The organism is Shewanella sp. KX20019 (assembly GCF_016757755.1).
Classification (GTDB): Bacteria; Pseudomonadota; Gammaproteobacteria; order Enterobacterales; family Shewanellaceae; genus Shewanella.
This window is the reverse complement of the sequence record NZ_CP068437.1, coordinates 3,674,814-3,688,687: the sequence shown is the minus strand read 5'-3', so window position 1 is coordinate 3,688,687 and position 13,874 is coordinate 3,674,814. Positions and strand designations below refer to the sequence as shown.

General features: G+C 42.5%; 14 protein-coding genes. 8 read left to right on the top strand and 6 right to left on the bottom strand.

The features are described 5' to 3' along the window. Positions 1-72: 72 nt before the first annotated feature. Positions 73-471, bottom strand: a complete 399-nt coding sequence (locus tag JK628_RS15970) for a DUF3301 domain-containing protein (protein ID WP_202285768.1) — start codon at positions 469-471, stop codon at positions 73-75. Further along, positions 468-1,481 (bottom strand): DUF3549 family protein, encoded by a 1,014-nt coding sequence (locus tag JK628_RS15965; protein WP_202285766.1) that lies wholly within the window; start codon positions 1,479-1,481, stop codon positions 468-470. The genes JK628_RS15970 and JK628_RS15965 overlap by 4 nt, the downstream gene beginning before the upstream one ends. 322 nt (positions 1,482-1,803) lie before the next feature. On the opposite strand from JK628_RS15965, the gene JK628_RS15960 reads away from it, so the two are divergent. From JK628_RS15960 to purU, 4 genes are all read left to right on the top strand, one after another. After that, entirely contained in the window at positions 1,804-2,124 is a 321-nt protein-coding gene (locus JK628_RS15960) for a YqcC family protein (protein ID WP_202285764.1), read from the top strand. 16 nt (positions 2,125-2,140) lie between these two features. Continuing rightward, positions 2,141-2,965, top strand: coding sequence for a tRNA pseudouridine(65) synthase TruC (gene truC / locus JK628_RS15955; RefSeq protein WP_202289848.1), 825 nt, complete (start codon positions 2,141-2,143; stop codon positions 2,963-2,965). A 278-nt stretch (positions 2,966-3,243) separates the two neighbouring features. Further along, positions 3,244-3,708, top strand: coding sequence for a flavodoxin (locus tag JK628_RS15950; protein ID WP_202285762.1), 465 nt, complete (start codon positions 3,244-3,246; stop codon positions 3,706-3,708). A gap of 427 nt (positions 3,709-4,135) precedes the next feature. Beyond that, on the top strand, positions 4,136-4,969 hold the full coding sequence (gene purU / locus JK628_RS15945) for a formyltetrahydrofolate deformylase (protein WP_202289847.1): 834 nt from the start codon (positions 4,136-4,138) through the stop codon (positions 4,967-4,969). A 57-nt stretch (positions 4,970-5,026) separates the two neighbouring features. Here purU and JK628_RS15940 read toward each other — a convergent pair whose 3' ends face one another. The 4 genes from JK628_RS15940 to map form a co-directional block, all read right to left on the bottom strand. After that, a complete protein-coding gene (locus tag JK628_RS15940; RefSeq protein ID WP_202285760.1) occupies positions 5,027-5,368 on the bottom strand; it encodes a DUF3718 domain-containing protein in 342 nt (113 codons plus the stop codon). Between the two features lie 210 nt (positions 5,369-5,578). Beyond that, on the bottom strand, positions 5,579-6,403 hold the full coding sequence (gene dapD / locus JK628_RS15935; protein WP_202285757.1) for a 2,3,4,5-tetrahydropyridine-2,6-dicarboxylate N-succinyltransferase: 825 nt from the start codon (positions 6,401-6,403) through the stop codon (positions 5,579-5,581). A gap of 34 nt (positions 6,404-6,437) precedes the next feature. Then, entirely contained in the window at positions 6,438-8,993 is a 2,556-nt protein-coding gene (gene glnD, locus JK628_RS15930) for a bifunctional uridylyltransferase/uridylyl-removing protein GlnD (protein WP_202285755.1), read from the bottom strand. A 214-nt stretch (positions 8,994-9,207) separates the two neighbouring features. Beyond that, positions 9,208-10,008, bottom strand: a complete 801-nt coding sequence (gene map, locus JK628_RS15925; RefSeq protein ID WP_202285753.1) for a type I methionyl aminopeptidase — start codon at positions 10,006-10,008, stop codon at positions 9,208-9,210. A 296-nt stretch (positions 10,009-10,304) separates the two neighbouring features. Between map and rpsB the strand changes: the two genes are divergently transcribed. From rpsB to frr, 4 genes are all read left to right on the top strand, one after another. Then, positions 10,305-11,033, top strand: coding sequence for a 30S ribosomal protein S2 (gene rpsB, locus JK628_RS15920; RefSeq protein WP_202285751.1), 729 nt, complete (start codon positions 10,305-10,307; stop codon positions 11,031-11,033). A 133-nt stretch (positions 11,034-11,166) separates the two neighbouring features. Continuing rightward, positions 11,167-12,015: a translation elongation factor Ts gene (tsf, locus tag JK628_RS15915; protein ID WP_202285749.1), complete on the top strand. Its 849-nt coding sequence runs from the start codon at positions 11,167-11,169 to the stop codon at positions 12,013-12,015. Positions 12,016-12,163: 148 nt separating this feature from the next. Continuing rightward, a complete protein-coding gene (pyrH, locus tag JK628_RS15910; protein WP_202285747.1) occupies positions 12,164-12,892 on the top strand; it encodes a UMP kinase in 729 nt (242 codons plus the stop codon). 269 nt (positions 12,893-13,161) lie between these two features. Next, the gene (gene frr / locus JK628_RS15905; protein WP_202285745.1) at positions 13,162-13,719 is read left to right on the top strand and encodes a ribosome recycling factor; all 558 of its coding nucleotides are present in this window, start codon (positions 13,162-13,164) and stop codon (positions 13,717-13,719) included. Positions 13,720-13,874: the final 155 nt, after the last annotated feature.

Below are 13,874 nucleotides of genomic sequence, written 5' to 3'. Positions count from 1 at the left end.
CATCCAAATGACGATTTGTGCTAAACCAAATGGTTTAGCATGCAAAGGTTTACCACCCCTTGGTGCTGGCGATTACTTACAGCCACCAGAACTACAATTACTTTTGCCGCGTCCACCACCGCAACCACCGCCGACAGTACCACGAGATTCTGGTGCATCATGCCATTCAGGTTCCGGGAAAATCGGCCACTGTACTTTTTGGATTTTCTTACCGTGCATCCACAAGCTACCGCGATATTGGTTAATTCCATCGGTACTGAACTCAAACAGGTATTTTACTTTCCAAGTGAAACCAGTACTGCCACCTAAACTAGGCTTTGCCGTTTCCTGAGCAATAGCAAGTAGTTGAACCTTTTGCTTCTGGCACTCTTTTGTGGCAAAAATGCGGCTCATCTCTGCCATTTGTCTTAATTGCCAAAAAAAAGCGGCGATAACTATTACCGCTACTATTAATAAGAAATCTGTCATCATGCTTTAATTACCTTAAATAAGCCGCCAATAGCTGCAGAAAGCTCTGCACTTCGGTTAGGGTTTCGCAATTGAGTGAGCAGTTGTGTGCGAATTAATGGAATAGCCACAATATCAGCAAAAATCTGGTTAAAGAAGTGTTGTTCTTGTCTAGCAAGTGCTTCTAAGTAGATACTGAGAGTTGGCTCATCTTTTAAGGCTGACCAATTTCGAGCTGCTATCGTAATCAACATGTCAGCGGATAGACAGTTACAACTGTCCAAATAAGCTATCGCTTTCTGACTCTGCTCTGGGTGAGAGGCTAATGCTCTTAAAAGGTAGGCTTGGCTTTCTGTGGACGCGGTGTTAATTTTTTCGAAAAGTTGTGCCGCGAGAGCATCATCAATCGTTAAGTGCTCTAGACATTGACACATAGCAATCTGTACTTCTACAGACGCGCGTTCGAAACTGGCACTAATATGTTGTTGGTGATCAAGTTCTGCGGCTCGAACGCAAACATCTGCAATTCCCTGCATACCAATGTTTTGCCACTGTTCAGCCGGGTGCTGTCCAGACAAATACTGGTAGGCAAACTCATATTGGGCAGAGGCTTTTTCGCCGAGCTGCTTGCGCACGAGTGCATTAAACACCGCTAGCTTTTCTTGAGAAGGCTTAAAATTAAATGGATGATTTGCAAGTTGTTCTTGCTGTTGCTCAGTTAAAGGTTGGGTTGGATCTCTGCCTAAGGCTTCAATTATCATCTTGATGAACTGTAGGCGCGGCGCAGGCGCAAGCAATCCACGTTCATCGAGGGCTAATTTTATAAACCAAATATAGTGTTTTTGGCTAGCATCCCAAAAGACAATTGCGAACTGAGCATGTCCTTGAATTGGAGAGGGGTAAGGCGTGAGTAACTCTTCTATTTGGTGGAAAGCCATCATATCGATATGTTGAACTCTACGGCCCATATCGTAAACTTGGAATTGAGTTTTAGCAGTTTTAAGAAATTGGCTAAGGGTCGTTATTTCAGTCATATCGCTATCGAGTCAGTATTAATTAGCGCACATTATAGGGATAACTGTGGCTAGATGGTATGATCTGATGCGAAATATCATAGAGTAATTTAATTTCTCAATGGCGGCAGTTTTTGAACTGTAAGTTAATGCGGTAGAGTTAAGATCACGATAACACGGCTTCAAAATTGTTCGGTCTCATAGCACTATTCATTTTCTAATTTTCCTTCGAGCCTCTACAACTATCAGTCTAAGGCGATTTTATAGACGTTATCTATAGTGTAAATGTGCTAAATGATATTGATAACGTTGTAGACAGGTTCTTTAAACTGGGGTGCAAAATTTGTTAAGCCATTTAACCAGAGACAAGCTTACTCGATTGCAAGGCGAGCTTGTAAACGCTGCGCTATGGGCTGATATTCGGCCTTCAGAAAGTGCAATGCAAAGTAGTGCACCATTTGCCTGCGATACCATGGCATTTGAACAGTGGCTGCAATTTATTTTAATACCCAAGATGCATCACTTACTCGAGAATGCTATGGCGCTACCGACAGCGATAGGGATTGCTCCTATGGCGCAACATGTATGGGCTGGTAAGCCTGAATTTTGTCGCATAATCAAAACCCTTACAGAACTAGATGAGCTATTAAGTGAAACAAAGTAGACCTGAAGTAACTAAAATTGATGAGTTAGATAAGCCGCTTGAGCTCGAGGAACTAGAGCCTGAGAGTGAGATAGCACCTCATATTGAAATTTTATTTGAAGACGATGATATTGTTGCTATCCATAAGCCAGCAGGTTTATTGGTTCACCGTAGTTATTTGGCGAGACGAGAGCATTTTTTTGCAATGCAATTAACACGGGATATAGTGGGTTGCCACGTTTTCCCTGTGCATCGCTTAGATAGGCCTACATCGGGTATTTTGTTATTTGCTAAAAGCAGTGACATGGCCAGAGAGTTGTGTGAACAGTTCGCCTCTCACACTATCGACAAAGAGTATTTAGCCATTGTTCGCGGCAATATGCATGAAGCTGCTACGTTAGATTACGCGTTAAAAGTAGAGCTGGACGAGTTAGGTGATAAAGATGTGGATCCTAATAAAGCAGCGCAAGATGCCGTGACCTCATATCGCCCGATACTCAATAGTGAGATCCCCTTTGCTTCAGGGCGCTATGCTACGAGTCGATACGCCTTGGTCCATCTTTCACCGCACACTGGACGTAAGCATCAATTGCGCCGTCATATGGCACATTTGCGTCACCCGATACTTGGGGATACGACTCATGGCGATGGTAAGCAGAATAAATTTTTTAGAACTCACTTTGGTGTAAATCGATTATGGCTAATAGCCAAAAAATTGAGCTTTAACCATCCTCGAACGGGTGAGCGAGTTAATATTGAAACTGAACTCGAACAGCAATGGTTAGACCTATTTGCAGGGCTAGGCTGGCAAGAAGAGGCATTGTCTGCTACAAACAATGCCATTCAAATTGCTGATAGTTAAGAGGCTGGTTTACAACGCTCTTTTAGCTCGCTAGTTGAAGTTTGGGCGTTATCATAGGCCAGTTGCAAAGACTTTAGACTTTGTACTGTATGGAAATAGCACATTCTTCTGATATGTGCTGAACGATTAAGGTGTTTTCGGTGTTTTAGTCTGCAAGAGTGTCTCATTACGGCTCGTCCTCGTACACATTCACTTTATATTGCTGCGAGGCTTGCAGCAATGTTCATCGATACAGTATGTTAAGAATATAACTAAATGGCTTTTAGGCGAAGTAAAACATGAAAAAAGTGAATCTAGTTTTTGGAACAGTTTATGGTGGCGCGCAGTATGTCGCAGAAACTCTACAACAGGCATTAATAGATTTAGGGCGTGAAGCTGTGCTATATCAAAGTGATGAGCTTGTGGGGTTTGTCCCTCCTCAAGATGAACTGTTATTGCTTGTCTGTTCTACAACGGGCCAAGGCGACCTCCCTGATGATATTCAAACATGGTTCTACGATATGCAATCTAAAGCCCCATACCTACCTGAGTTAAGGTTTGGTGTAATTGGATTAGGGGATTCAAGTTATGACACTTTTTGCGGTGCAGCAGAGCAACTCGCGGCGCTTTTTGAAGAGCTTGGGGCAAAACGTTTAGGTGATTTCTTAAAGATCGATGCCGGTGAAACTATGGAGCCAGAAGTCGAAGCATTAGCTTGGTTGCCTAGCTGGAATGAGTTGATTGATAAAGACCTAGCGGCTTAATGTTGTTTAGGAGCCAACTAGGCTCCTTATTGCTGAAGTGTATTTTGTGGCGCTTTATATCGATAATGTGCAGGCTGCATAAAGTTGACTCACTCGTTAGATCGCTAAGTGAGATCCCTCATTATTTACCACCTTCCTATTTGGATTAGTTATTATTCTGTCTGACTTATCGTACTATTTTTAGGAACGCTATTTTATCAATGGTTTAGCTGGTTAAACGGATTAGCACTCGCCAGCCTTGTTAGGTGATTAGTGAACTTTATTGATGGTTCTTCATTTTAATACATAGATAATTATTACTTTAATAACAGATTGTCGATTTATCTCGTTTTTTGTTTGGCCTAGGTTGTTTTAATTAATCAAGGCATTTAAGTTGAATTCAGCTCATATCACTCAAGATATGAGCGATTGGACTGCGAGAGGGCATATGGAACGAAAGGTATTGATTATAGACTGTGCCGATGCGCCAGGGCTTATCACTAAAATCACTGGTGTGTGTTTTGCACATGGTCTCAACATCGTTAAAAATAGCGAATTTGTAGATAACCCTCAAGGACGCTTCTTTATGCGAACGGAGCTTGAAGGGGTGTTTGAACCTGCTAGATTGTTAGCTGAACTACAGAGCATACTTCCGTCTAAAAATCATACTAAATTAGTCGATCTTGGCAAAAAGCGTATTGTGGTGATGGTGACTAAAGAAGCACACTGCATTGGCGATCTGCTGATTAAGTCGTACTCGGGTGCCCTAGATGCCGAGATCGTTGCTGTTGTTGGTAATTACGATCTGCTTGCAGCTTTGACTGAAAAGTTTGATGTGCCATTTCATTATATTAGTCATGAAAATATGAACCGCAGTCAGCATGAACAAGCAATGTTGAAGGTGATTAATAGCTACGAGCCAGAATACGTTGTGCTTGCTAAATTTATGCGTGTATTGACGCCTGATTTTGTGAGTCAGTTTCCTGATCAGATCATCAATATTCATCACTCTTTCTTACCTGCTTTTATCGGTGCGTCACCCTATCGACAGGCGTGGGAGCGGGGAGTCAAAATCATCGGTGCAACGGCTCACTTTGTGACCAACTCATTGGATGAAGGCCCAATCATTAAGCAAGACGTTATCTCTGTTGATCATAGTTATAGCGTGGAGGAACTCTCTAAATGTGGCCGCGATGTAGAAAAAAGCGTACTCAGTAAGGCATTGCAGCTGGTCATTAATGAAGGGGTGGTTGTCTATGGTAATAAAACGGTGGTTTTTTAGTATGCTCTAGCAACAAGAAGTTGGCGAAGGCCTCTTTCTTGTTACTAGTAAAATAAATTAAAAATTAACAACGTAAAGCTCATAGTCTTGATCCGTTTGTGCGATATCTCTAATTGTTACTCTCCCTCTAGTGTAGGGCGCAATTTTTGCTGCAGTTTTGTCAGCGCCTGCATTTAGAGCAAAATTGTAAAATGATTCACCATTACAAACCAGTCTTGGAAATATTCGACTTTTATTGATACGGTAACTCTTCATTGTGTTGTTGAATTGATAGTTGCGGTTACTGGCTCCTGCTTTACAAACTGATATGAGTGCGGTTTCCATATGAGGTGTCATTGCAGCATTAGCGCTAAATGTCATTGCTAGTGCGGCAGCTGCTATCACGAGTGTCTTGATCATGTCCATCTCCTACGCTTCCATTGGGGTCACCACTGAGTAAAGCTCATCAGATGAAAAACATTGTAACCATTGTGTAGCTATGTGTATCAAAGTGTGGAATTTGGTTCATTATGTGACTGTGGGTTACAAGATGTTTCATTTTGGAGGGTGATTCTACGGGGATAAAAAAACCCACTAAGAAGTGGGTTTTTTATTACATCATCGAACTCACTAGTCAACGATGCGTAATAGCTCGTTGATACCGACTTTACTACGAGTCTTAGCATCAACCTTTTTTACAATGATGGCGGCATACAAGCTGTATGTGCCACACTTTGAAGGTAGATTACCAGAGACAACGACAGAGCCTGCTGGAACACGACCGTAGTGAACTTCACCTGTCTCGCGATCAAAAATACGTGTGCTCTGGCCGATATAAACGCCCATTGAGATAACGCTGCCTTCTTCTACAATCACGCCTTCAACTACTTCTGAACGTGCACCAATGAAACAGTTGTCTTCAATAATCGTCGGACCGGCTTGTAATGGCTCTAACACGCCACCAATGCCTACACCGCCAGATAGATGTACATTCTTACCAATTTGGGCACAAGAGCCTACAGTGGCCCATGTATCAACCATAGACCCTTCATCGACATAAGCGCCAAGATTGACGTAAGAAGGCATCAAAACAGTATTTCTGCCGATAAATGAACCTTTCCGTACGGCTGCGGGTGGTACGACACGAATCGCTTCTTCTCTGAAGCGAGCTTCATCATAGTCGGCAAATTTCATTGGTACTTTATCGAAGTACTTGGTTTCTCCGCCATCGATCACACCATTATCAAAGATACGGAACGAGAGTAGCACTGCTTTTTTTAGCCATTGGTGCACATGCCATTCGCCATCAATTTTCTCTGCAACTCTTGCTTCGCCTTTATCTAGCATTGCAATGACTTTCTCAACATCTGTACGAACACTTGGTTCTACTGATGCTGGGGTTATTTCAGCGCGAGCTTCAAAAGCCGCCTCTATACGTTGGCGTAAAGCCTCCATTAACTTCTCCCGGTATTATCGTTTAGTAATAAGTTTAAAGAGCACTCGTTAGTGCTTTTCGTAATGCTATTTGTTGCGCTTCATCTAACTGTTCGTCTTCAGCGGTTTGTAACAAAAAGAAATCTTCCGCTCTCTCACCGATAGTCGTGATCTTTGCTGCTAGTAGTCGGATTTCGCAGCGATACAGCACTTCACCAATTCTGGCTAGTAGTCCTGGCGAATCTAATGCACTGAGTTCCATCATACTTGTACCATGGCGGCGGGTAGGAGGGAAACTGACTTGAGTCGCTACTTTAAAAGGTTTCATCTTTCTTGAAAGTTTTCTGAACTTTGGCAACTTTGGCGTATCACTGCTTAAGGCTTTTATTAACGTTTTCTTAATGCCTTGGATCCGTGAAAGCTGCGAAACAGGCTTGCCATCTTGTTCTAAAATAACAAAAGAGTCTAGCGCGTATTTATCTTTCGAGGTCATAACCGTTGCGTCATGAACGTTAATATTTTTGTTGTCTAAAATCGCCATTACGGTAGCGAATAGCTTGGGTTTATCTTTGCCATATATGAACAGTTCTGTACCGCCTCTAGTGGTGTGTTTAGAGATCAGTACCAGCGTTTCTTCATTTTTATGTTTGATAATAGCTTCAGCATGCCAGGCAATTTGATTTGGTTGATGACGCAAGAAGTAATCGGCTTTAAATCGTTGCCATAATACATCTAAATCTTTCTCTTTAATCCCGCGGCGTATAAGGTCCTTTTTAGCTTTAGCTTGATGCTCACGGACGCGGGCTCGAATATCTACGGGTTTTTCTTTGCCTCGTGCTAATACTCGCTGTGTTGAGAAATAAAGGTCACGCAATAAGGAACCTTTCCAGCTATTCCAGGTTTTTTCATTAGTGGCACATATATCAGCCACTGTCAGACAGTAAAGATAGCTGAGATGGACTGCATCACGCACTTTGTCCGCAAAGTCACCGATGACATCTGGATCTGATATGTCTCGTCTTTGGGCGGTGACGGACATCACTAGGTGGTTATCTACTAGCCAACTAACAAGTCTTCCGTCATGGTTATTCATGCCATGCAGTTTACAAAATTCGAGCGCGTCAACGGCGCCTAACTTACTGTGATCGCCACCTCGGCCTTTACCTATATCATGAAAAATAGCCGCGAGTACCAGCAGCCCCTTTTTGGGTAATTGATTGATGAGGACCGAACCTAGAGGGAACTCTTCTTTTTGTTCTGGCTGTGAAAAACGCTCGATATTGAGCAGCAGTCTATGGGTGTGTTCATCAACGGTGTAAGCATGGAAAAGATCGAATTGCATCTGTCCCTCAATACTTCTCCAAGCTGGCAAGTAGGCTGATAAAATTCCATGCTTGTGCATTAACGATAATGACACAATACCGCGCGGGTGACGTAATATCTCCATAAACAGTTCGCGGCATTGTGCATCAAACATTAGTGGTTGTTTTAGCGATCTTCTGGCCAGCCTTAGACTGCGTAGAGTCACGGCATAAATAGACTTTACATTTGAGTTTTTAGCAACGCAGAGAAATAATTGCAGAATATTCTCTGGTGCATCAAACAGATCTGGATAAAGGCTCTCTATAAATTTCCCACGTCGCTGGAATTGTTCATTAATGGCCACCACGTCTAACGCTTTAATATGGCCTAACGTTGCGCGTTTAAAAAGTTGCAACAACATTTGATTGAGTTCCATTACGCGCCTAACTGTGCGGTAATAACGCTTCATCATCTGCTCTACAGCAAGTTGAGTATGGTCCTCATACCCCATTAAATCTGCAACTTGTGGCTGCAAATCAAATAGTAGTCTGTTCTCATCTCGTCCAGAGATTAGGTGCAAACAGCAGCGTAATTGCCACAAAAAATCTTGGCATTCGAGTAATTCATCTAGTTCATGAGGCTCAAGAAAATCATATACGACCAGATCTTCAAGTTTGTCTGCATTAAAGTGTCGCATTGCAACCCAAGCGACAGTTTGAATGTCGCGTAGTCCGCCGGGGCAGCTCTTTAAATTGGGTTCTAAATCAAATGCATTGGCCTTTGCGTGGCGGGCAATTTGTTCGTCACGTTTAGCGACATAAAAGTCGCTACTTGGCCAAAAATCATCTTGGCGGATATCATAATAAAGACTGCTAAATAGTTCTTGTGGGCCACATAGCAAGCGAGATTCAAGCAGATTGGTTGCAATGGTAATATCCGCACGTCCCAGTGAAAGAGTGTCATCTATGGAGCGAACACTGTGGCCAACTTCTAAACCCGCGTCCCAAATAAAGGCGATAAATGCACTTAATGCTTCTTCGGCGTCAGTTGTTAGTTCACCTTCTGTAAGAAACAGCAAGTCGACATCCGATTGAGGGTGTAATTCACCGCGCCCATAGCCACCAACAGCAATGAGTGCAATAGGGAATAGCTGTAATCCATGTGATAACCACTGTTGTTGTAACAGTGCATCGACATGCTGGCAGCGCTCGCTTACGATCGTACGAATATCCGATCTCTCATTAAACGTATTGAGTAATGTGCTGTTTAAATCGATAAGAACGCTTTTTGCTGTTTGGGCACTATTCATCAATATTTTCTTTAATGCGCTACTGTCATTGGTGTGATGTGATTATCTATGCATTAAAAGTAAATTTGAAGCGCTTTATTGCGATAAATCATATCGGCATAAGTAACAGTAAGGTTTTAGGGCTGATTTGTTTATTTAAAGATTTGACTTTACGATAAGGAATACAAAATAGGCGTGATGATTCACGCCTATTAAACCAACTAACGTTAATCGTTTAATGATTGATTATACGAGGTAAATCTTTTTCCTCTTCGCGTAACGTCAGTACTTCTACACCTGTTTTAGTGACAAGCAGGGTGTGCTCCCATTGTGCAGAGTTTTTACCATCTGATGTGGTGACTGTCCAGTTGTCATTCTTGTCGAGTACGCTAGTGTGGCGTCCAGCATTTATCATCGGCTCGATAGTAAAACACATGCCTGGACGAAGTACGGTTTTGTCGTTGTTCTTGTAATGCATAACTTGTGGCTCTTCATGGAATACGGCACCAATGCCATGGCCGCAATAATCCGTGACGATGCTGTACTTCTCTAATCCGGTCTTTTTAGACTTGATGAATTTTTCAATTAAAGTACCAATTTCACCTAGCTTCATTCCTGGGCGGACTTTCTTAATACTGGCATAGAGGCTTTCTTGTGCGATACGGCAAAGACGAGTGTTTTTAGGGCTTACGTCGCCGATGAAGAACATCTTAGAAGTATCACCATGAAAACCATTAAGAATGACTGTGATGTCGATATTGATGATATCACCGTCACTAAGCGGTTTATCATTAGGGATACCATGGCAAATCACATCATTGACCGATGTGCAGATAGATTTTGGAAAACCGTGGTAATCAAGCGGAGCAGAGGTTGCGCCGTTTTCTTCAGTGAATTTTGCACAGATATCATTTAGTTGATTGGTGGTGACGCCAGCTTTGACATGCGGGGCAATCATCTCGAGAACTTGGGCTGCGAGCTTACCCGCGGCGCGCATTTTTTCAATCTCTTCAGCTGTCTTAATTACTATACTCATTTAAATGTCTCTTAATGTCTTTTAAGTTGTCGTCTTTCAATAGCAGGATTATGCCTTAAAACGACGTAAATATTTGTGTTTTTTTTCGTAATATGGTATAAAGCGCGCCGTTATGTTTGACTCTTGTTCGTTCCACTTCGAGTGAATCGACAGGGTCAGGATTACGGTCATTATACATGGCTATCGATAAATACTAAATCACACACATATCGACACGTTCTTCGGGGTGCCCTTAACTGGGTCGAAGGTATGGGATATGTGGAGGTCTAACCCCCTAAAACTTTAAGGTAAATAAAATGACTACAGTTTCAATGCGCGAAATGCTTCAAGCCGGTGTTCACTTCGGTCACCAAACTCGTTACTGGAACCCAAAGATGAAGCCATTCATCTTTGGCGCACGTAACGGCGTTCATATCATTAACCTAGAGCACACTGTGCCTATGTTCAATGAAGCACTAGCGTTTATCAGCAATATCGCTTCAAAGAAAGGTAAGGTTCTTTTCGTTGGTACTAAACGTGCAGCGAGCGAAGCTATCAAAGAATCTGCTCTTTCTTGTGACCAGTTCTACGTAGATCACCGTTGGTTAGGTGGTATGTTGACTAACTGGAAAACAGTTCGTCAATCAATTAAGCGTCTTAAAGATCTTGAAAGCCAGTCAATTGACGGTACTTTCGACAAGCTTACTAAGAAAGAAGCGCTTATGCGTACTCGTGAACTTGAGAAGCTAGAAAAATCTCTTGGTGGTATTAAGAACATGGCTGGTCTTCCAGACGTGATCTTCGTTATCGGTGCTGACCACGAGCATATTGCTATTAAAGAAGCTAACAACTTAGGTATTCCAGTTGTTGCTGTTGTTGATACTAACTCTTCTCCAGACGGTATCAACTACATCATTCCTGGTAATGATGATGCTATGCGTTCAATCCGTTTATACACTGAGTCTGTTGCTACTGCTGCTAAAGCAGGTCGTAACCAAGACCTAGCTGTTCAAGCTGAGCAAGACGGTTTCGTAGAAGCTGAATAATAAGGTTGATGATTTTCATCCCCCTTATTAACCAAGGTACTTGATTGGTAAACAGGGGCGCTCTCATCTTAGGTGGGGGGGCCCCTGTTTTATATCTATTGAATTTGAAGAATTATTTGTAGAGGATTTAACAATGGCAATTACTGCTGCCCAAGTTAAAGAACTTCGTGACCGCACTGGCGCTGGCATGATGGACTGTAAGAAAGCATTGACTGAAACTGATGGTGACATCGAACTTGCGATTGATGCCATGCGTAAGAGCGGCGCTGCAAAGGCTGCTAAAAAAGCGGGTAACATCGCTGCTGAAGGTACTATTCTTATTAAGAATGGCGAAGGTTACGCTGCACTTTTAGAAGTTAACTGTCAAACTGACTTCGTTGCAAAAGATGCAAACTTCCTAGCATTTGCTAACAGCGTACTTGAAGTTGCTGCTGCATCTAAAGTCACTATTGAAGACTTGAAAGCACAATTTGAAGAAACGCGTATTGCACTCGTGACTAAAATTGGTGAAAACATCAACGTACGTCGTGTTGAATACATTGATGGTGCAAACCTTTCTTCTTACCGTCACGGTGAGCGTATCGGTGTTGTTGTTGCCGGCGATGCTGACGAAGAAACTCTTAAGCACATTGCAATGCACGTTGCTGCTTCTAAGCCTGAATTCGTTAATCCTGAAGATGTTCCAGCTGATCTTGTTGAAAGAGAGAGAACACTTCAGATCGAAATCGCTATGAACGAAGGCAAGCCTGCTGAGATTGCTGAGAAGATGGTTTTCGGTCGTATGAAGAAGTTTACTGGTGAGATCTCTCTTACTGGCCAAGCTTACATCATGGAACCTAAGAAAACAGTTGGCGCAATTCTTAAAGAGAAAGGCGCTTCTGTTTCAAACTTCGTACGTTTAGAAGTTGGCGAAGGTATCGCGAAGAAAGAAGAAGATTTTGCTGCTGAAGTAGCTGCACAAATCGCTGCAACTAAAGGTTAATCTCCTTTTTTAGCAAACATAAGACCGTAGCAACTGCTGCGGTCTTATTGTATTTACTGAAATAAGTTTATGATGTTAGACATGAGTACTGCATTGTGAGGCTATTTGAGTATACAATTCCCTAAAGCCATTATCAGGACTAATAAATATGAGTACCAATCCAAAACCTGCTTATCGCCGTGTTCTTTTAAAACTAAGTGGTGAAGCTTTAATGGGTGAAGAGGGCTTCGGCATCGATCCTAAAGTGCTTGATCGTATGGGCCAGGAGATCAAAGAACTTGTTGAATTGGGTATTCAAGTCGGTGTTGTCATTGGTGGTGGTAACCTGTTTCGTGGAGAAGGTTTAGCAAAAGCCGGCATGAACCGTGTAGTCGGTGACCATATGGGTATGCTTGCTACGGTTATGAACGGCTTAGCAATGCGCGATTCATTGCACCGTGCTTATGTCAATGCACGTTTGATGTCAGCAATCCCGCTTAAAGGTGTTTGTGATGACTACAACTGGGCTGAAGCGATCAGTTTGTTAAAGTCTGGTCGTGTCGTTATTTTTGCTGCTGGAACGGGTAACCCATTCTGCACGACAGATTCTGCTGCATGTTTGCGCGGTATTGAAATTGAAGCAGAAATTGTGATTAAAGGAACTAAGGTTGATGGCGTTTATTCCGATGATCCAGTGAAAAATCCTGAAGCGGTTAAGTACGACCAAATGGGCTACAGCGAAGTGCTCGAAAAAGAACTAAAAATTATGGATTTGGCCGCATTTACTTTGGCCAGAGATCACAACATGCCATTATTGGTGTTTAACATGAATAAACCTGGCGCATTGCGTCGCGTGATCATGGGCGAACAAGAAGGCACACTTATTAACGCAGGTTAATTTAGTGCAGTGCCTTAGCCTATCGCGGGTGTTAAGCTGCAAATAGAACAGGTTTCGACAATGTATTTCAGGTTGAGTGCCACTCTGCATTCGCAGCTGCTAACCTAGAAAGCATTGATACGGTGGCAAGGAATGTGTAGTGCTTTAATTATACATTTAATGCGCTTTGATTCTAGGCTTTACAGATTGACACTCGCCTTGCGCAAAGAAACGAACTTAATAGGCCTTCAAAGGCAATAAGCTCCTAGTGACTAAAAAGGACATATAACGTGATAAACGAAATTAAAACTGATGCGCAAACACGCATGGACAAATGTATTGAGTCAACTGTAACTCAAATGGCTAAAGTGCGTACAGGCCGTGCACACCCGAGCTTACTGGATACCATTAAAGTACCGTATTACGGCTCTCTTACGCCGCTAAAGCAGGTTGCAAGCGTTTCTATTGGTGATGCTCGCACATTAAACGTATCGGTATTTGACCGTACTATGATTGCAGCAGTGGAAAAAGCAATCATGAGCTCAGATCTTGGTTTAAACCCAATGTCTGCTGGTGCAACTATCCGTATCCCTCTGCCTGCATTGACTGAAGAGCGCCGTAAGGACCTGATTAAGGTTGTTCGTGCAGAAGCTGAGAATAGCCGTATTGCTGTTCGAAATGTACGTCGTGATGCTAACTCTGATGTTAAAGCACTAGAGAAAGAAAAAGAGTGCACAGAAGATGACGTTCGTCGTACAGAAGATGAAGTGCAGAAGTTTACTGATGCACACATCAAGAGAATTGATGAAATTCTAGCAGCAAAAGAAAAGGAATTGATGGAGTTCTAATATTCGCTTTATAGCGCTTTGTTAAAACGTGTAGTACGTTATTGCTCACGCCTTACGCTAAAAGCTTAATGGTTGGGTAAATATTAAGCGTGAAACAGAAACGGGCTATAGAGTTCAGACGCCGTGTAGAGTTATACTACACGGCGTTTGTCTAT

Excerpts from the sequence above, each read along its gene's own strand:
- JK628_RS15970 (WP_202285768.1), bottom strand. The coding sequence starts at position 471 with ATGATGACAGATTTCTTATTAATAGTAGCGGTAATAGTTATCGCCGCT.
- JK628_RS15965 (WP_202285766.1), bottom strand. The coding sequence starts at position 1,481 with ATGACTGAAATAACGACCCTTAGCCAATTTCTTAAAACTGCTAAAACT.
- JK628_RS15950 (WP_202285762.1), top strand. The coding sequence starts at position 3,244 with ATGAAAAAAGTGAATCTAGTTTTTGGAACAGTTTATGGTGGCGCGCAG.
- purU (WP_202289847.1), top strand. The coding sequence starts at position 4,136 with ATGGAACGAAAGGTATTGATTATAGACTGTGCCGATGCGCCAGGGCTT.
- JK628_RS15940 (WP_202285760.1), bottom strand. The coding sequence starts at position 5,368 with ATGATCAAGACACTCGTGATAGCAGCTGCCGCACTAGCAATGACATTT.
- dapD (WP_202285757.1), bottom strand. The coding sequence starts at position 6,403 with ATGGAGGCTTTACGCCAACGTATAGAGGCGGCTTTTGAAGCTCGCGCT.
- glnD (WP_202285755.1), bottom strand. The coding sequence starts at position 8,993 with ATGAATAGTGCCCAAACAGCAAAAAGCGTTCTTATCGATTTAAACAGC.
- map (WP_202285753.1), bottom strand. The coding sequence starts at position 10,008 with ATGAGTATAGTAATTAAGACAGCTGAAGAGATTGAAAAAATGCGCGCC.
- rpsB (WP_202285751.1), top strand. The coding sequence starts at position 10,305 with ATGACTACAGTTTCAATGCGCGAAATGCTTCAAGCCGGTGTTCACTTC.
- tsf (WP_202285749.1), top strand. The coding sequence starts at position 11,167 with ATGGCAATTACTGCTGCCCAAGTTAAAGAACTTCGTGACCGCACTGGC.
- pyrH (WP_202285747.1), top strand. The coding sequence starts at position 12,164 with ATGAGTACCAATCCAAAACCTGCTTATCGCCGTGTTCTTTTAAAACTA.